This window comes from Dulcicalothrix desertica PCC 7102 (assembly GCF_003991905.1).
In the GTDB taxonomy this organism is placed as follows: Bacteria; Cyanobacteriota; Cyanobacteriia; order Cyanobacteriales; family Nostocaceae; genus Dulcicalothrix; species Dulcicalothrix desertica.
In genome coordinates this window covers 22,737-41,453 of record NZ_RSCL01000011.1, presented here as the reverse complement: position 1 = coordinate 41,453, position 18,717 = coordinate 22,737, and the positions used below count along the sequence as shown (strand labels likewise).

Here is an 18,717-nt window from a genome sequence, read left to right as displayed (position 1 = left end):
GTGAATCAAAATGACATTATAAAATGGTTGCGGAAAAATTTATTTGACACCTGGTACAATAGTATTCTAACTATTGTTTGTGTATTCTTGCTTGTTTGGGGCGCCAAATCTATTTTTACCTGGATATTGTTTATCGCGCAATGGAAAGTTATTGCTGTCAACCTACAGCTATTTCTAGTCGGTCGTTATCCAGAGCAAATGTATTGGCGAATCTGGGTATCAATATTTATTATTTTGGGTTTAACGAGTGTAACTATAGGGAGTTTGGTTAAGAAAATACCAAACAAGTGGCTACCATTAGGATGGGCAATATCTTTTCCTATTATTTTATGGTTAATTGGTGGTGGTTTGGGACTACAAGCAGCAGACAGTAATTTATGGAACGGTTTACTGCTAACTTTGGTAATGGCTGTAACTAGTATAGTTATTTCGTTTCCCTTGGGTGTACTTTTGGCTTTAGGGCGCCAGAGTAAGTTGTTTGTGGTGAGAAATTTTTGTATCCTATATATTGAGATAGTGCGGGGATTACCGTTAATCGGGATTTTGTTTATCGCTCAGGTGATGTTACCTTTGGTTTTACCCGATGATATTACGTTGGACAGGGTATTGCGAGGTATTGCAGGTTTGACTTTATTTAGCGCTGCTTATTTAGCAGAGAATGTTCGGGGTGGTCTTCAGTCTATACCTCGTGGACAGTTTGAAGCTGGTAAAGCTATTGGGTTAAATAGTATCTATATTATGTTACTAATTATTTTACCTCAAGCTTTGCGGGCGGTTATTCCTGCGTTGGTGGGTCAGTTTATTGGTTTGTTTAAAGATACTTCGCTGTTATCTATTGTTGGGTTGTTGGAGTTGACGGGAATTTCTCGCTCTATTTTAGCTCAACCGGAGTTTTTGAATAGATATGCTGAAGTTTATTTGTTTGTTGGGTTGCTTTACTGGGTGTTTTGTTATTCGATGTCTTTAATTTCTCAACGTTTAGAAAAACAGCTAAATATTGGTCAGAGGTAAATATGAATACACAAGAAGTTGTTATTGTTGCTGAGAATGTTCAAAAGTGGTATGGAAAGTTTCAGGTTTTACGGGGTGTGAGTTTGACGGTACACCGAGGAGAGGTTGTTGTAATTATGGGACCGTCTGGTTCTGGTAAATCAACTTTAATTCGTACTTTTAACGCTTTGGAAGAACATCAGCAGGGACGTATTGAAATTGATGGTATTGCTTTGACTGATGATTTGCGGAATATTGACGCTGTTCGTAAAGATGTGGGGATGGTGTTTCAACAGTTTAATTTGTTTCCACATCTAACTGTACTCGATAATATTACACTGGCGCCGATATGGGTAAGAAAATGGTCGAAAGCGAAAGCGAATGAAGTTGCTATGCAGTTGCTTGAGAGAGTTGGAATATTAGAACAAGCACAAAAATATCCAGGACAACTATCGGGTGGACAACAACAACGAGTTGCTATCGCAAGAGCTTTAGCTATGCAACCCAAAGTCATGCTATTCGACGAACCAACTTCTGCTCTCGACCCCGAAATGGTGCGTGAAGTTTTAGAGACCATGAAAACACTTGCTGCGGATGGTATGACAATGGTCGTCGTTACCCACGAAGTTGGGTTTGCGCGTGAAGTCGCCGACCGAGTAATATTTATGGATACTGGTGTAATAGTCGAAGAAGCAACCCCTACTAATTTTTTCCAAAACCCCACCCAAGAACGCACCCGCAAATTCCTATCACAAATACTGTAAAGTCCGACTTGTCATGCTGAGGTACGAAGGGCGCAGTTTTCCCGCTTTCGCGCGCATCTCCCAAATGTCATGCTGAGGAACGAAGCATCTCACAGGACTTGTTGAAGCAACTCATTCAGATGCCAATAATAGATATAGTGCTTCTTGACACGTCGGCGCCAGTCCAACACTTAACATCGTTACATTAATTTTTAACCGTTTTAATAATAGCGAAATCTGGCGTTGCATAAATGCGGGATGAATTTAGATATATCATGCTTAGTTTCCCGCAGGGTAGCATTTATAAAAATTCTAGCCTGCGGGAAAAGCTTTGCTTTACCTTTACGTTTGCGACTCATGACATTGGGAGATGCTTCGTTCCTCAGCATGACATTGCCCGACTCATGACATTGGGAGATGCTTCGTTCCTCAGCATGACATTGCCGACTCATGACATTGGGAAGATGTTTTACTTCGGTCGCTCTCGTTTGATTTTACCGCGTGTTCCTGGTTTTTTTGTACCTGATTTGGCGCCAACTCGGTTTGTACGTTGACTGAATTCTCTAGGTTGCATTTTGCGTTTATCTGAAGTTTTTTCAGGTTTAGTTTCTGGGTTAGAACTAAAACCAGTAATTGTTTCCCTTGGCAATTTAATCGCGATTAGTGTTTCAATGTCTGCCAACAGCTTAGATTCTTCGGGACATACCAACGATACAGCTTCACCTGAAGCACCAGCACGACCTGTACGACCAATACGATGAACGTAATCGGATGGGACGTTGGGTAAATCGAAGTTGACGACATGGGGCAATTCATTAATATCAAGACCCCTTGCGGCAATATCTGTTGCAACTAATACCTGTAAACTACCGTTTTTAAACTTCGTTAAAGCAAATGTACGAGCTGACTGACTTTTATTGCCGTGAATTGCCAACGCTTGAATACGGTCTTGTCCTAACTGTTCAACCAAACGGTCGGCGCCATGCTTAGTGCGCGTAAATACCAGTACTTGATACCATTTGTCTTGTTTTATTAAATGAGATAGTAATTGACGCTTTTTATTACCATCAACTTGGTATACTTTTTGCGTCACCGTACCAGCGGTAACATTACGACGTGCCACTTCAATCATTGTAGGATGATTAAGTAAACTTGCGGCAAGTCCTTTTATTTCGTCGGAGAACGTTGCAAAAAATAGTAAATTCTGTCGTTTTCTAGGTAAAAGCTTCAAAATGCGACGTATATCACGAATAAAGCCCATATCTAACATTCGGTCGGCTTCATCTAATATTAAAAACTCAATATTTGATAAATTAATTGTACCCTGCTGCACATGGTCTAAAAGGCGCCCAGGTGTAGCAACCACAATATCTACACCATTCCTCAAGCGTCGTTTTTGCTGATTGATGTTTACACCACCAAACATTGCCATCGACCTCAAATTTAGATATTTACCATATTGATAAACACTTTCTTGTACTTGTGCAGCGAGTTCGCGCGTTGGTGTCAAAATTAATGCTCGAATTGGTGGATATCCCTCGCTTTGACTGTTTTTATGGCTACTTTCAGATAACCGTTGTAATAAAGGTAGAGTAAAGCTCGCGGTTTTCCCCGTACCCGTTTGGGCACCCGCTAATAAATCATTCCCCTTCATTACAGCAGGAATTGCCTGCATTTGAATCGGTGTAGGTTGCGTATATCCTAGCTCAGTCACAGCACGGATTATTTCATTCGACAAACCAAGTGTTGAAAAAGACATAATACTCACGTTATATAACATCGACCCATGCGCCTTCGGTTGGCGCCAGTATGCCAAGACGTTATCGCGAGTGCCGCAGCCATCAATAATAGCACATAAAAACCCAAATAAACCAACTTTCTATATTTGGTGCCTGTGAAAATGTGAACCACGGTTCACATTTTTCTACCTTAACTTATTTTTCGCGCGTATAAGCTTTCACATAAGTTCCATCTTTACGCTAATAACCCTGGACATGTATCTTATTATTTGATGTTGTCAATGAATTGCTAACCCCAAAATTATTTTTTTGTTTTTGATTAGATGTATTATTCCAAGGTCTTTTCATCACTACCGCTTATTAAAACCCACATTCCGCACTTCTGTGGGTTCGCGCATAAAGTAAAATCCTGGAAACGAATTTATAGGGGTTTCAGGCAACGCAATTACCTGCGGTACACTTCGTGAACGCGTATAAAATGAAATTCGTAATTTTTTTAGTCAAATTCGCGCATAAAGTGAAGTGAATTTGCCGATAAAATGAAATTTTTTCAAAGTCGGCGCCTTTCCAATATTACAAGGGATAGCTTACAAACGCGAAAAATCGTAGGTTGGGTGGAGGAACGGAACCCAACCTACAATAGAGACAAGGGCTTAATGACTGCTCTTAAATTGGAGGTTTCCACGTCTCTACAAGTTACAATTTGGTAGGGGTAAAAGATTTATCATTTAATTGCGAGTGAATCAAGAAAAGCTGTTGTTGATTGCGAATTTATATCTGCTTCTTGGCTTGCGACCACTATTATCTGATAAAAGGTTGAATTTTTAGTGTCAAAAAATATTTTTGCTCGATGATAAACATTTTTCTCGCTGCTATGGGCTATGAATTCTTTGCCGCTATATCCGTTCATTGTTATTTTCTTTTCATTTATTACAGCTTTGTTCCCACGTTCTAATTGACCATCTCTGAACTCATCTAACGCCTTTGAAACTTCACTTTCGGGAATTTTTTTATCAGATTTAATATCGCTTGCTAAATATGTCATATTCTGTTGTTTATCTTTATAAAAAGCAAGTTTGACATTAACATTTCCTGTCGCTGTTTTTACAGATTGAATTCTTTCTTCTGGCTTAGTAGGAAATAGTGCAGTATAGTTATTATCTTGACTTGTGTAGGTGTACCAATTACTTGTAACCGATGTTGGAGTTTGTTCAACTGTAGAAGTAGAACTAACAGGTGAGCTTAATGGAGTATTTAATGCTATTGGCGCCTTTGAAACACAACCAGGTAATAAAACAACTGATGCCAAAAAGATGGCTGGTAAATAGAATTTCATGTAATTTCTCCAAGAATATTTGCTTTTTTAAGTTAGATTTTCAGCGGTTAACTATTAGTCTGACATAATGAAAATGACTGACCACGACCATTTCTGTCTTTGAAGAACCTTGCACAGGTCAAGGCCGAATATAGATAAACAAGAAAAAGCGGAAATGGCTAACATAGGGGTGCTAGCAACCTTATAGGTTACAAAATTAGATTTCATTGCTTTCATTGCTTTAAATCAAATGTTTTTAACTTCTAATTGCTTATAGGAAGCAACAGCAATTACTTATTTATTAGAGTTCAGACAAACTCAAAACTTTTATCTTAAACGTCAGCAAGTTTCTTTAGAAAAACTTTTACAAATAGCATCGACAGAAGTCAGTCCATTCCGCGTGCCTTTGCGACAGCATTTGTGGAACTTACAGCAACACCCAGAACTCGCTGCGACTTTTCGGCAGGTAGTTATGACAAACGCACCAGTAAGGCTAAAATCTAAGGAGGCATTTAAATTACAAAGCATGGGGTTAATCAAGACACAAAGCGATGATTGGAGTCCGAGTTGTAATTTATATCGTCAATATTTTTCATCACAGTTAGGAGAGATATAAAACTGGAACATTTCACGTTTCTATAATATTGGATTTAATTTGTATTGTCTGTAGAGAAAAATAGGGTGTATATTTTGAGTTTTTGTGGGGATGAATGAAATTTGTGCATTGTAGAGACCGTATTAATACGGTCTCTGTTTTGGGTCTGGTCATACCCAAACATATTATTAGTACATATGATACTGCACTCCGTAATTAGAAATTGTGTTTACGGAGTGTACTTTCAAATAATTATAAATTATTTGAGTCCTTTTAAAGATTCAATATTATTATTTAAATTGATACTTGGATAATTACCAGGAGATAGAATTATGCTACGACCTTTTTTATTTTGTTTTGCCCAGAACTGCCATCTTTGATTATTCAGAACCTTGATAGATGAAGTTTTATTATTAAATCTGCCTAAGCTATCTACTCCCTTAGTCAGTCTAATTGCGCGCCCTGTAAAATTCTTACCTTCATATAAAATTACATCTGTTGTTTTTTGAGCAGACACAGGAACTATCTGAAGAGCAAATCCACCTACTGCACTTGCTATTAATAGTCCTATTGCTGTAATGTGCTTGAATTTACCTTGATTGGATTTATTAGCTGTAAACATAGCTGTTTCCTTTAATTTATGTGTTTTTGGTGTATACACTTATAGAATTAAACAGGACTGCAAAATTAAAAATCGCATTGCTTAATTACCAATAAGCGGAATGAACTTTCTCGTTCTACTTATTAATAGGGGTGACAAAATTAATTTATGCAGCCAGCAATATCAAGCTGCCTCAGATTTTATATAATTGGCTCCTAGGCAGATTGTGAAATAAAAGCTGGGCAAAGCTTTGAAGCTATGTGGAAAACTCATGTAAGCGTTTGAGATAGGGCTGGCACCACCTCTAATTTATGCACGACATAAAACGCAACTGAGCATAAGTAATATAAAACAGGTGCCGGACAGTTAGCGCCGCGTTTGATATTGCTCTCTAAATCATCTAAATCTAAATTCCACAATTTGATGGTTCTGTCTAAACTTGCAGAAGCTAAAGTTTTGCCATCTGGACTTATTGCTGGTTGACCATAATGTAGAGACGCTCCGGAGCGTCTCTACAAGGATTTTATTACGTGCAAGTTGGAAGGTAATTAAAATCCAACTTGTGAGAGCATCCAAGCGTATTCAAATGCAATGTCTTTAAGTACCTCGTAACGACCACTGGCGCCTTGATGACCTGCTTCTAAGTTAATTTTTAGTAACAACGGATTATTGTCTGTTTTTAAGGTACGCAATTTGGCGGCGTATTTTGTCGGTTCCCAATATCCAACTTGGCTATCATTAATACTGGTGGTGAGAAGTATTGCAGGGTAAGCTTTAGCCGCCAAATTATCATAAGGACTATAAGCACGCATATAATCGTAGGCAGCTAAGGAGTGTGGGTTGCCCCATTCGAGGTATTCTTCTGTAGTTAATGGTAAGCTTTCATCCCACATCGTGTTCATGACATCTACAAAAGGCACACCGAGATGTGCTGCTTTGAAAAGGTCGGGACGCATGTTGACGACAGTACCAATGAGTAAACCACCTGCACTTGCACCACTAATTAGTAAACGGTCTTTCGATGTCCAACGGTTACTGATTAAATATTCGGCACTATCAATAAAATCATTAAAAGTGTTTTTCTTGTTCATCAACTTACCGTCTTCGTACCACTGCTTGCCTAATTCATCCCCACCACGTGTATGAGCAATGACATATATTACACCTCTATCAAGTAAGCTAATTAAATTGCTATCAAATTCTGCCTTTTGTTCTAAACCGTATGCACCATAACCATACATTAACAAAGGCGCCTGACCATTACGCTCAACACCTTTACGGTAAACTATAGATAAGGGAACTTTCACACCATTTCGAACTGGCGCCCATACTCTTTCAGTTGTATATAAACTTGCATCGTATTTAGGAACTTGTTTGCGCTTAATTATCTTCTGTGTACCTGTAGCAAGGTTTTGCTCGTAAACAGTTGTCGGTAAAATCAAGGATGTATAAGTGTAGCGAAAAGAATTAGAATCAAACGGTTGATTAATAATCTCACTTGTAAATTCTTGATCGACTCCTAAAAAAGCAGTGTAAACACTATCAGCAAAATTAACTTCACGCCATTTTTTAGTTTTAAAACTATATACTAAAAATCTATTTACACCAAGCTTTTTCTCCGATACAACCGCAAAATCTTTATACAAGTCAATACCATTTATCAATACACTTTGATTATGGGGTAAAAACTCTTGTTCGGCACCCTTAGAATTGCCAACAGGTAAAGTTACAATTCGGTTATTGATAGCTTTTTGATTATTTACACCTTCATTAGTGATTTTATACCACAATCCATTACGGTGTTCAACTGAGTACTCATACCCTTTCGCACGTTTCGAGATGGTTTGCAAATTAAACTTGGGTTTAGCTGCATCAAGGTAATGTGTTTCGCTAGTATCTTTACTTCTGACTGTGTATAAAATGTACTTTTTATCTTTAGTGCGACTAACTTCTGAAGAAAATTCTACATCTTTTTCTTCAATCACATGAAGCGGTGTACTTCCTAATTTGAGGCGCCATAAAGTATTCGGACGGTTAGTCATTTGGTCTGCGGTAACATAAAATAATGTATTATCACTTGCCCAAGTTAGCGAAGTAATATTTTGAATTGAGTCAGACAGTATTTTTCCCGACCGTAAATCCTTTACAACGAGATTGTAACGAATATCACCTTTGGTATCAATCGCGTAAGCAAGCAAATTACCATCGTTACTAACATTAAATATGCTAACGTTCAAATACTTCTCACGAGCCGCAAGTTGATTTTGATCTAATAACATTTCTTCTTTAGCATTCGCGTTCTTTTTGCGGCAATGAATAGGATAATTTTTACCTTTTTCGTAGCGCGTGTAGTAAAGATAACTTCCCAATTGTACAGCGACGCTAGTTCTATTCTCCTGTACTCGTCCCAGCATTTCCTGATACAACTGTGTTTGCAGCGGTTTTAAATTAGCAGTTAAGGACTCAGTATATGCATTTTCGGCTTTCAGGTATTTTAATACTTCCGGATTCTCTTTATCGCGCAACCAAAAGTAATCATCGCGGATAATTTCACCATGACGAACTTCTTGATGGGGTTTTTTTGGCGCCAGTGGTGGTTGAATAGACTTTACTTGTGTTGTGGCTGCCTTATTATTGAAAGAAAATAATAACTCTGTTTCAGGTTGGGCTTGTTTTTCCAGAGTTTTACCTGCTGTAACGCAAGCATTTAATGATACTGTACAAACTAAAGAAATTGCAAATAATTTTTTTAGATCTTTTTTCAGCATTAGATGTCTCTAATAGATAGTTTGGACTTTTTTTGTTTTATAAATTAGGTGCCGCTTCGGAGTGCTGCATTGGCGCCTGTTTAAATCAATAACTAACTCATAATTAGTTTTTATCTAATTAACTCTGTGACTTTAAGGTAGTCAATAATATTTGTTCTGCTAACATCACAATCACAAGATGCATTCATTTCTACTATGCCTTTAACACCGCGCACTTTAAAAATTCCATAAGCACTGTAACCACTTTCTGAGTCTATGAGCAGTGCCCGTATATTATTTTGATTATAGTCATATACCCTTTTTAGTTGACCTTCATAAGCAGATTTAGCAAATGCTTGTAAAGATAAATTTTTAGAATTGGGTAATAGTTTAATGTTAAATGAATATAGACCATGAGGCGCCTGACATCTAACTGCTTCATACGAGCCTGGATCAAGAATGCTTATAGAACCGTCTTTACGAGGAAATGTTTTATAATTAGAAGGAATTTTAACTTTGATACCAAATTTGGGAAATCTTACTGTTTTACTTGTTTTACTGGGTTTAACCGCTTCCGTGTTCCCACACCTTTGTGCAACTGTTATTGAATTTTGCTTCTTTAAAATATTCTTATTATGTGCTAAAACTGGTAGGTTAGAATAATTTGGTACGCCAGTATTTAAAAGTACTAAACTTGTAATAACTAGGACGAAACGACAATTCATCATGTTAAAATTCTCCATTTGCATATCACCAAAAACTCACATTATCTCTTAAAATTAGTAAGTATAAATAATGCTAATCAAAAGATTGTTTGCGAAATTAATACGCTAACAATCACTTTTTGTCCAAACTCAAATTAGATTGGGCAGATGCATAATTTGCTGTTAACATTGTTCCACTCATCGAAGCCACAGTTAAAAGTGCTACAGTCGCTAGTTGTTTGTTAAAGTTAAACATGATTTTACTCCTAAAAAGTTGAATTTGATTTTAGATGTGGGAACGCTTAAAGTTTAGTAGGGGTGGCAAAATTAGTTTATGCAGTCAGCAATATCAAGCTGCCTCAGATTTTATCTGATTCGCTCCTAGATAGATTGTGCAATCCTGGCTGGGCAAAGCTTTGAAGCTGTGTGAAAAATTAATGTACGCACTTGATATAGGGTCGGCACCATTTGTAATTTATGCGCGGACATGAAACGCAACCGAGCATGAGTACTATAAAGCAGGTGCCGGGATAACTGTCGGAGCCTGTCCCGGTTTTCTGTTATACTGCTACTCACACCCCAGACGCGATTAAATCGCGTCTCTACAACGCACAATTTTTACAAATGATTTAGGATTACTATATTAGTTGCATTTGTTACTCAAGACAAGGTTTCTGTGCTGAAATATCCGCTGCTCGCCGCGCTTCTTCATTCGCTTTTGCTCCACCTTCCACCTTCTGCGTTACACAGACCTTCTCTGCTGCGATCTTCGCTACCGCCAAATAGGACGTGGATTCATTAGCATTCACTCGCACGATCAAGGCTCGGGGCAGCACCTTCCCTTTTCTCCTTGTTACTCGCCATTCTGCTTTTTGGGCCAAGCTAGAGAAACCCCCCCTCGTGATCACCTGGTGATAATTGAGCGAATGCCGCTGCCCGTCTGCTGTCAGTACGGTAACAGACTCTCGCCCATCAAAATCTTGAACCAGTAGGCTATAACCCGCTACTCCTGGACATTTCCGCACAGAATCGCCAGTCTCCTTATCAATTTCGATGGTTTTGCAGCGATTAGATGAGAGATCGGTATAAATGCTGTCAATCGAAGCTGCGGAAGCGATAATGGGAAGGCTACAACTTAAGACGCAAATAGCGATAAAATTTCTCACGAACATATTAGAACGCTCCTTTCATATAACTCCAAGCTGCATAACGGCATAATTCAGCTATATTATTAAATAGGTGTAAGTGAACTCGATTTATGCACTTTTTGTTTATATAGAACGTTAATTAAACAAATTGTTAAAGTTGATGTAGCGCTTGGCAATAAAACAGGGTTTTTTCTTAAATATGAGCAAGCGTACTCAATTTACAGTTCCGAAATGATAAATAAGAAACGTAGTGATTCGGAAAAATGAAGTAGCAGAAATTATTTATTACAGGCGCTTGCAATTATCTGAATTAATTAAATCTCCAAATATCTAAGTATTCTGCAAACCTGTAGCAACAATATCGTTATAGCCACCATAAAGTCAAGAGTATTACATATTCAAGACAAGGCTAATACAGCAAGCATTACAAAGCGCGTACCATCTTCAAAACTAATAATGGTATGGTGATACAGGCGCCCGTACCATCAATCTAAAAAATTACCTGGCGCCCGTACCATCAGGTGAGTAATAAAACCATCAGGAAGTTTTACAGTCATTTCCCTCTCAATTATAATATCAACAATCAAAATCAAGCGTCTATGCAGTCCACCCGCCATCAATTTGAATAATTTGCCCTGTTACATAGCCACATGTCGCAAGAAAAAATGCCGCATCTGCTATTTCATCAGCTGGGTACTTATACAGTCAAAACTGGATGCCCCACTCACCATATAAGCTTGGTGAGATTTAATTTAAGTATCGCTCAATTGCATAATGCGAAGGGATGTGCGCCTATTAATATAAGATGCATGTCAGTTTTTGAAGTTTAACTTCTGTTCAATAGATATAGAACTTAGGCTGGGTAAACCTGGTCTCTGCTCAAAATCATTGTTTTTACTACAAGCTATCGACTCATATTCTCAGTTTCTAAGACTTAATTCATAAGTCCACCTTCAGGGATATGACTTAATTTCCAAAGTGCCATTACTACTGCGAAACGGAGTAAGTATAATATGAAACAGGACAATTTATGCTCTCAACCATTAACAAACTTATCAACCGAGCAAACTCTAAACTTTGAATATGGCCTTTTGGAATCTGAAACGCAGTTAGTTGTTCAACAACGCGCGACTGAAATTAAAATGCTGGTGCGCCGTAGCTATCAAGATATTATTGATATTGGGCAGAAGCTAATTGAGGTAAAGCAGCATTTAGGACATGGAAACTTTAGAAATTGGCTTCAGTTTGAGTTTAATTGGAGTGTATCAACTGCTACCAAGTTTATGCAGGTTGCTCTTCATTTCAAATGCGTAAATTTTACACATTTGAATATTGCTGTTTCAAGTTTGTACTTGCTTGCTGCCCCTTCTACACCTTCTGAAGCAAGAATTGAAGTGTTAGAGCGCGCTTCTAATGGTGAAAATATCAGCTATAGTAAGGCAAAGTCAATTGTTAATGAATATAAGAAAACAATCGACATAATACGTGAGTCTAACAATCGAGTCAAGGTTATAAAACCATTACAAACTACTACTGAAACACATTCACTGTCATCGCCAGAGTTAGAGATGAATGTAGTATTGAAAGAAAAGCAAAGCGCAAATACTATTAAAGATATTTATAATGGTAGCACACAAACATTGACTGCCATAAAAGATCAAGTTGCTATTTCTCACATATCAGATACCGCACTTAATGAAATTGCAATTAGCATTAAAAGCTTAACACCGGAGCAATTAGCTAAAATAATTATAATAGCTGCAAATACTGGATTAAGCAAATCTCATTTATCAGCTATAATAACTGCATCTCAACAGGTACTAAATGCTTGACAATTATAGATTTTAAATGAGTTACAGTATATGTAATAATTTTTATTCAATCTAATAGCTTTCAAAAAATACTATCTTAAAGTTAAGTTTTACATGGCAATTAATAAATGTGTACTAAATTAATTTATATTAATTTAAATTAATAATTAGTTTGTTAATCAATCTTTAATAAAACTAAATTTTGAAAAATACTAATCTTTTGATAGATAGTAAAGTTTCAATCATTAAAATATATTTACTTTCATAAGCCATTCGCAAAAACAAGATAAGATAGTCTCAAACTTAACTCAACTATTTGAACAATTGCGTTAGTAATAGATTCAACTGAGATTTGTGTTACCTTAGAATATTCCCACAATTTTTACAACGACTAGGAAGTTTTATTATGAACAACAATCAAGCATCTTTAAGCCAAGCAAACTCTTCTCTCAAAGAAACTACTTACGTTTCCTGCCATCTGCGTTTAAGTAAGCAGTGTATCTTGCGCGCGCAACTAGGTTTTAGCAACCTTCCTCTCACTTTCAACCGTGCGTTAGTTGCAAATAACAATAATATTTTGCCCGATTAGTGTTTGTTTTAGTAGAAACGTTACATTTAACTAAGACTTACGCAAAAATCTTAGAAACCGGGAAGATAAGTCGATAACCTGTCGTAAAAATGACGATTTGTCTGCGACAATGAATGCGTAGAAACCGGGTTTCTTTACGTAATTCCTGTTAACGTTTCTACTCCTTCTTTAAACAGTTAGCAATTACAAGGTTGGCAGATTTAGCGGCTTATGAACTGAACAATAATCCCGATGGAGGAGACATAATTACTAACCCTTACGATTTGCTAATTCAAGGAAATACAGCTTATGTAATTGATGCGGGTGGCAATGATTTACTAAGCTTAAACATTAATGGTAGTAACTTTAAAGTCGATAATGTTTTCCCCACAAGCAAAACTAAGAATCGAACGACAGGAGAAGAAGTGTCTTATCAAGCAGTACCAACCGCAGTTACTCCAGGTCTTGATGGCGCCTTATACGTAAGTCAATTAACAGGAAATCCATTTCCCAAAGGACAAGCACAGATATTCCGAATCGACTCTGATGGTAAAAAAGAAGTTTATGCAGATGGTTTTACCAACATTGTAGATTTGGCGTTTGATAAATCTGGTGGTTTATTTGTCTTAGAATACGACTCAGATGGTATAGCATCAGGAGATTCAAAAGGCGCCCTGGTTTATTTGCCTCCTGAAGGAAATACTTGTCTTACAATTACAAGTGACAATCTAATTTCTCCAACTGGATTAACGATTGGTTCTGACAACAATATTTATATATCTAACAAAGGCTTTACTCCAGGAGAAGGTGAAGTTATTCGGTTTGAAAATCCTTTCAATCGGTATACTCCAAGCATTTTGGGCAAAAAATACTAATATTATATTTACTAATGTTTCTACCAGATCATCCCGAAAACTTTAACGATGTGTCAAGAGCGATGGCAGTATTACAATCAGTGACCAGCTATCGCATTTCACAATCGATTCATGTAGTAGCCAAACTTGGTATCGCTGACTTGCTCAAAGATGGTGCAAAAAGTAGTGAAGAGCTAGCAAAAATTACTGACTCTCATGCACCATCTCTCTACAGAGTTTTACGCGCGCTTGCTAGTATTGGAATATTTGCAGAGGACTTAAATGGAAGATTTGAGTTAACTCCCTTGGGTTCCTGTCTGCAAACTGACATTTCCAATTCAATGCGTGCTAGCGCCATTATTAGAAGTGAAGATGTATACCGTAAGCCTTGGGGTCATCTACTACATACTGTGAAAACAGGTGAGACTGCATTTCGGCACGTCTACAATATGGGACTTTTTGATTACTTAGCTCAGAACCCTCAAACAGCTGAACTGTTTGACGGTGCAATGACTAATTACTCAGCAACAATTCAAGATGCCGTACTTGCCGCTTATGATTTCTCCTCTATTCAGAAATTAGTTGACATTGGTGGCGGACAAGGTAGCTTAATAGCCGCAATTCTTACAAAATATCCAACAATGCAAGGTATTCTCTTCGATCAAGCACCAGTTCTCGAACGTGCCAAGCCTTTACTAGAAGCTTTTGGTGTTGCAAATCGCTGTCAACTTATTGCTGGTGATTTTTTCTCTTCGGTTCCTAATGGTGCTGATGCGTATATTATGAAAAATATCATCCATGATTGGGATGATAAGCAAGCTATTACTATTCTCAATAATTGCTACCAAGCAATGCCAAAGAATGCGAAGTTGCTCCTCGTAGAAGCTGTAATTTTCCCAGGAAATGAGTCTTCTGTTGCCAAACTTCTCGATTTGGAAATGTTAGTGCTAACAGGGGGACAAGAACGAACAGAAGCTCAACATCAAGCCCTCTTCCAAGCTAGTGGCTTACAACTAACAAAAATTATTTCTACAAACTCTTGGCAAAGCGTTATTGAGGGAGTACGTCCGTAAATCAATTGGGTGCGGCTCTTTTAAGAAGACTTTTTTAGTTGTGCGAAAATCCTGGATGCGATACTTTAAAAATACAAGAGCACTTAAGACAAACCAATAAATTCTTAGATAATCTAAGATAGGAGGAGTCCTTGCTTTATAAGCCTTATAACCGTCGTCAATTTATTCAATCATACGCTCTATTCTCTACTAGTTTAGTCACCTTACTAACTTCTGCTCGTTTTGCGAATGCTGGCTCTAGAAAACATGAAATGTCTGGATATGATTACATTGTGATAGGTGCTGGTTCAGCGGGCAGTGTCGTTGCCAACCGTCTTACAGAAGACCCTAATACCAGAGTATTGCTGCTCGAAGCGGGTGGCCCTGATACCAAGCCAGAAATTCAAGTTCCCTCAGCGTGGCCTACACTCTTAGGCTCCGAAGTGGACTGGGCATACTTCACGCTCAGGGAACCATACTTAAATAACCGCAAAACTTTCTCTTCACGCGGTAAAGTCTTGGGCGGCAGCAGTTCGATTAATGGCATGATTTATATACGAGGCAATGAGCGCGACTACAATAGTTGGCAAGCGTTAGGTAATCAAGGTTGGAGTTATCAGGATGTTTTACCTTACTTCAAGAAATCGGAAAACCAGCAGCGGGGAGCATCGTTATTTCATGGGGTTGATGGACTGCTTAACATCACAGATCCACTCTCTCCTGCAACAGTATCGCAACGCTTTGTAGAAGCCGCGATTGCACAGGGCTATGAGCAAAATTCCGACTTCAATGGCGTACAGCAGGAAGGTACAGGACTTTACCAAGTGACCGTGAAAGATGGCAAGCGCCAAAGTACAGCAGTGGCGTTTCTGCGTCCGATCTTTGAGCGCCCCAACTTGACCATTCAAACAGGAGCATTGGTGACTCGTTTACTCTTCGAGGGAAAGCGCACGGTTGGGGTAGCGTATGTCCAAAATGGAACGGAATATCAAGTTAGGGTCAACTCCGAAGTGATTTTGAGTGCTGGTGCGTTCGATTCCCCTAAGCTGCTAATGCTTTCTGGAATTGGACCTGCTGATCATCTCCAGGCTTCCGGCATTCCTGTGGTTGTTGATTTGCCGGGTGTCGGCCAGAATCTTCAAGATCACCCACTTGCAGTTGTTGGTTACCAGTCTACTCAAGACCAGCCCCTGGCGCCTAGTAGTAATGGGGGAGAGGCTGGGTTATTTTTGCGTACCAACAATAATTTAGATGCTGCGCCCAATCTACAGTTTACATTTGTTCCGATCTTATTTGTCGATCCTGCCTTTGCACGTGAAGGTCCGGGATTTACCATTACCTATTACGTCACCCACCCCCAAAGTCGTGGTAGCGTGAGACTGCGTTCATCCTCCCCCTTTGACCCACCGTTGATTCGGGTAAACTATCTTCAGAATGAATCCGACATGCAACTGATGGTTGAAGGACTTAAAATTTCGCGTCAACTTATCCATTCGGGTGTGTTTAATGAGTTTCGGGGCGAGGAAATTGCTCCAAGGTCTGAAGTGTCTAGCGACAAAGCAATCCGAGATTATATTCGGCAAACGTGCAATACAGCATGGCATCCTGTTGGGACGTGCAAAATGGGTATAGATCGGATGGCGGTTGTCGATCCTCAGCTCAAGGTACGGGGGATTGAAGGATTACGAGTTGTTGATGCGTCAATTATGCCAACTATCACCACAGGAAACACAAATGCACCCGCGATTATGATTGGTGAAAAAGGAGCCGATCTGATTAAAGCCGCAAAGCACAGTTTTAAACAACACGACAGTGGTAAAAAGTACATTTGGTGAATAGTAAGGAGTGTGAATAAATTCTTCCAAATAGGATTTAGTCAAATGCTGAACACAAAATCTGCGATTCCTAACTTGCTTAGACTAATCTCACTCAGCCAACGGTTGGGTAAAACGCTGGTTTTATCGAGTCGGAAATTAGGCTGGAGTGGCATTTTGGTTGATCAATGCCAAGGTTCTTTAACTTCATCCTTTGAAATGAAACTTCCCGCTATATCGGATCATTGGCTCAACTTGCCTCTGGGGCGCTCCACCTATTTGCTTCAGAAACGCAACAACGTAAAACATGAATCAATCATACAAAAAAGAGATAGTATTCTTGTTCCGGCTAGACAACCAAGCTATTGGCGTGGGCAACCAGTTAAAGGGCATTTATCAGATAAAATTCATCTTACAACTGAACGTTTAGAAAAAGCTTTACAAACTAATCAGACTTTGAGAAGCGCTTATGAAGAGATGGATGGAGACCCACAATCTAAAATACCCTTCCTGGTTTGGTTATTAGAGAATCCTGATAGCCCATTATCTTTACCTGGAAAAATATATCTTTACAAACATGATTATTTACATCTATTACTCAAACGCGGATTTTCTTTAGATGATGAAGCTTTCATTGTAGGTTTTACAATGGGTAATGATTCAAATACTAAATGGTTTCATATTGCCTTGTTCAAGCTTATCTCTTCTAAATTTTATCCTAAGAAGTATCAGTTTACTAAAAAACATTTTCAGGAATTCTACTTAGGCTTTGAGTATGGTAAAAAAGTAAAAACTAAAAATATTAACAGTCTTGACTTTGAGCTTTATTACAATAAGCCAATTTTAGAGATTAGAGAGCAACTAGGTATTACTTAACATAGTTGGGTTGTTGCGTACAGAAGTATTAATAAAGGAAAAGATTTATTAGAGTTCATCGCACCCAAAATAAAATTGCCTAATTACAGGCAGAAATTGAACAGTTACGTGCAGTATCGGCGCCGGAACTCGAAGCAGAAATAGAAAAGTTACGTAGTCAAATACAACAATCATCTGGAGAAGTAGAGATTGATGTAAATTTGATTGACCGCATTCATTCTTCTACTTTCATATTTTATTGGAGTTTAGACTAAATTAGATTTTTCAGGCTAAAAGCCTTGCCTAGTAATGATTCTAGACTTTAGACTTGAAACAAGCTTTAAAACCATTAAAGGCTGTCTGGATAAGGGTTTGGCGGCTTGATAGGTCAAATTAGTCTAAACTCCAGTATTTTAAAAAGAGCAAGAAATTTACAATTTTTAATTATTTATTGGATTGCAACTTAACTTTAGTTAAGTGTTTTTATCAAACGATTCAATTATAATGCTGTCATACTAGTGAGTTTAGAGCAGCAGTTATATGTAAGACGATAAGTTTTACCACTGTTGACCGCAACAATTTGCAATTAAATCTATTTAATCGTCAATTTAATATTAATTAAAATTAAATTCCCACATAAAATAGTACAAAATCCATGAAAAATATTCTCACAACGAAACATGCAAATTTAGAGTTAAAAACTATTCCTTCCCTATTTAGTAATACAAATACTCTGACATCAGACCTAGACATTAACAATAACAATATTACTTCGTTTCAGTTAAAAGATATCCCGCTTGATGTTACAAATAGAGAAAATGCGGATGTCATCATTACTCTTGATTATATTGATGGAATAAACCCTAGTGACTTTAAAAAAGTAGGTACTATAGCAGATAAAGCCAAAGATTATCTAACTAATTATCCATATAATCCCAATGACCTTTTTGAAGTCATCAATCGCAATCTCGCCTCAGAACTGCTAAATGATTGCAATCTAGGTCTTTCTAAAGTGCTAGACTCATTAAGCGTGAATCTAGATGTAGAACCAAAAATTATTCCTTTCCAATTTGATAATACTGTCACCCTAACCTCAAATGGCGATATCAGCGATATTGTTTCATTTAATTTGCAAGACGTAACGTCTCCAATTGATGGCGGTATAGTTACTGATGTCACTG

19 protein-coding genes and 1 pseudogene are annotated in these 18,717 nt (G+C 38.0%); 11 read left to right on the top strand and 9 right to left on the bottom strand.

Translation table 11 applies throughout. The features are described 5' to 3' along the window. Together DSM106972_RS22745 and DSM106972_RS22740 are read left to right on the top strand one after the other, a co-directional pair. Positions 1 to 1,011 (top strand): amino acid ABC transporter permease, encoded by a 1,011-nt coding sequence (locus DSM106972_RS22745; protein ID WP_127082857.1) that lies wholly within the window; start codon positions 1 to 3, stop codon positions 1,009 to 1,011. A 2-nt stretch (positions 1,012 to 1,013) separates the two neighbouring features. Next, positions 1,014 to 1,754, top strand: coding sequence for an amino acid ABC transporter ATP-binding protein (locus DSM106972_RS22740; protein WP_127082856.1), 741 nt, complete (start codon positions 1,014 to 1,016; stop codon positions 1,752 to 1,754). Positions 1,755 to 2,202: 448 nt separating this feature from the next. Here DSM106972_RS22740 and DSM106972_RS22735 read toward each other — a convergent pair whose 3' ends face one another. Then, positions 2,203 to 3,492 carry a DEAD/DEAH box helicase gene (locus DSM106972_RS22735; protein WP_127082855.1) on the bottom strand — a complete coding sequence of 430 codons (1,290 nt, stop codon included), beginning with the start codon at positions 3,490 to 3,492 and terminating at the stop codon, positions 2,203 to 2,205. A 519-nt stretch (positions 3,493 to 4,011) separates the two neighbouring features. On the opposite strand from DSM106972_RS22735, the gene DSM106972_RS53690 reads away from it, so the two are divergent. After that, positions 4,012 to 4,182 carry a hypothetical protein gene (locus DSM106972_RS53690; protein ID WP_186538632.1) on the top strand — a complete coding sequence of 57 codons (171 nt, stop codon included), beginning with the start codon at positions 4,012 to 4,014 and terminating at the stop codon, positions 4,180 to 4,182. A gap of 14 nt (positions 4,183 to 4,196) precedes the next feature. Here the strand turns inward: DSM106972_RS53690 and DSM106972_RS22730 are convergent, their stop codons facing one another. Beyond that, entirely contained in the window at positions 4,197 to 4,808 is a 612-nt protein-coding gene (locus DSM106972_RS22730) for a hypothetical protein (RefSeq protein ID WP_127082854.1), read from the bottom strand. Positions 4,809 to 5,076: 268 nt separating this feature from the next. Between DSM106972_RS22730 and DSM106972_RS22725 the strand changes: the two genes are divergently transcribed. Next, positions 5,077 to 5,403, top strand: a complete 327-nt coding sequence (locus tag DSM106972_RS22725) for an AAA-like domain-containing protein (RefSeq protein WP_127082853.1) — start codon at positions 5,077 to 5,079, stop codon at positions 5,401 to 5,403. Between the two features lie 238 nt (positions 5,404 to 5,641). Here DSM106972_RS22725 and DSM106972_RS22720 read toward each other — a convergent pair whose 3' ends face one another. The 7 genes and pseudogenes from DSM106972_RS22720 to DSM106972_RS54965 form a co-directional block, all read right to left on the bottom strand. Continuing rightward, positions 5,642 to 6,004, bottom strand: coding sequence for a beta/gamma crystallin-related protein (locus DSM106972_RS22720; protein WP_127082852.1), 363 nt, complete (start codon positions 6,002 to 6,004; stop codon positions 5,642 to 5,644). Positions 6,005 to 6,252: 248 nt separating this feature from the next. After that, positions 6,253 to 6,459 (bottom strand): annotated as a pseudogene (locus DSM106972_RS55855) (hypothetical protein); the annotation flags it as partial. 72 nt (positions 6,460 to 6,531) lie between these two features. Next, positions 6,532 to 8,751 carry a S9 family peptidase gene (locus DSM106972_RS22715; RefSeq protein WP_127082851.1) on the bottom strand — a complete coding sequence of 740 codons (2,220 nt, stop codon included), beginning with the start codon at positions 8,749 to 8,751 and terminating at the stop codon, positions 6,532 to 6,534. Between the two features lie 110 nt (positions 8,752 to 8,861). Next, positions 8,862 to 9,458, bottom strand: a complete 597-nt coding sequence (locus DSM106972_RS22710) for a hypothetical protein (protein WP_186538634.1) — start codon at positions 9,456 to 9,458, stop codon at positions 8,862 to 8,864. Positions 9,459 to 9,567: 109 nt separating this feature from the next. Next, the gene (locus DSM106972_RS54970) at positions 9,568 to 9,690 is read right to left on the bottom strand and encodes a hypothetical protein (protein WP_267901143.1); all 123 of its coding nucleotides are present in this window, start codon (positions 9,688 to 9,690) and stop codon (positions 9,568 to 9,570) included. 400 nt (positions 9,691 to 10,090) lie between these two features. After that, entirely contained in the window at positions 10,091 to 10,606 is a 516-nt protein-coding gene (locus DSM106972_RS22705) for a hypothetical protein (RefSeq protein ID WP_127082850.1), read from the bottom strand. A gap of 461 nt (positions 10,607 to 11,067) precedes the next feature. Continuing rightward, complete coding sequence (locus tag DSM106972_RS54965; RefSeq protein ID WP_267901142.1) at positions 11,068 to 11,199, bottom strand: hypothetical protein; 132 nt, start codon at positions 11,197 to 11,199, stop codon at positions 11,068 to 11,070. 396 nt (positions 11,200 to 11,595) lie between these two features. Here DSM106972_RS54965 and DSM106972_RS22695 point away from each other — a divergent pair, with 396 nt between their 5' ends. The 7 genes from DSM106972_RS22695 to DSM106972_RS22660 form a co-directional block, all read left to right on the top strand. Beyond that, positions 11,596 to 12,414 (top strand): DUF3102 domain-containing protein, encoded by an 819-nt coding sequence (locus tag DSM106972_RS22695; RefSeq protein WP_127082849.1) that lies wholly within the window; start codon positions 11,596 to 11,598, stop codon positions 12,412 to 12,414. Positions 12,415 to 12,799: 385 nt separating this feature from the next. Beyond that, positions 12,800 to 12,982 carry a hypothetical protein gene (locus DSM106972_RS22690; protein WP_127082848.1) on the top strand — a complete coding sequence of 61 codons (183 nt, stop codon included), beginning with the start codon at positions 12,800 to 12,802 and terminating at the stop codon, positions 12,980 to 12,982. A 191-nt stretch (positions 12,983 to 13,173) separates the two neighbouring features. Beyond that, complete coding sequence (locus DSM106972_RS22685) at positions 13,174 to 13,836, top strand: ScyD/ScyE family protein (RefSeq protein ID WP_233787325.1); 663 nt, start codon at positions 13,174 to 13,176, stop codon at positions 13,834 to 13,836. 14 nt (positions 13,837 to 13,850) lie between these two features. Further along, positions 13,851 to 14,888, top strand: coding sequence for a methyltransferase (locus DSM106972_RS22680; protein ID WP_127082846.1), 1,038 nt, complete (start codon positions 13,851 to 13,853; stop codon positions 14,886 to 14,888). Positions 14,889 to 15,139: 251 nt separating this feature from the next. Further along, a complete protein-coding gene (locus tag DSM106972_RS22675; RefSeq protein WP_127083049.1) occupies positions 15,140 to 16,702 on the top strand; it encodes a GMC family oxidoreductase in 1,563 nt (520 codons plus the stop codon). 45 nt (positions 16,703 to 16,747) lie between these two features. Beyond that, positions 16,748 to 17,557 carry a hypothetical protein gene (locus DSM106972_RS22670; RefSeq protein WP_127082845.1) on the top strand — a complete coding sequence of 270 codons (810 nt, stop codon included), beginning with the start codon at positions 16,748 to 16,750 and terminating at the stop codon, positions 17,555 to 17,557. A gap of 634 nt (positions 17,558 to 18,191) precedes the next feature. Further along, positions 18,192 to 18,717: hypothetical protein (locus DSM106972_RS22660; protein ID WP_201800769.1), on the top strand; the 526-nt coding region annotated here is incomplete at its 3' end.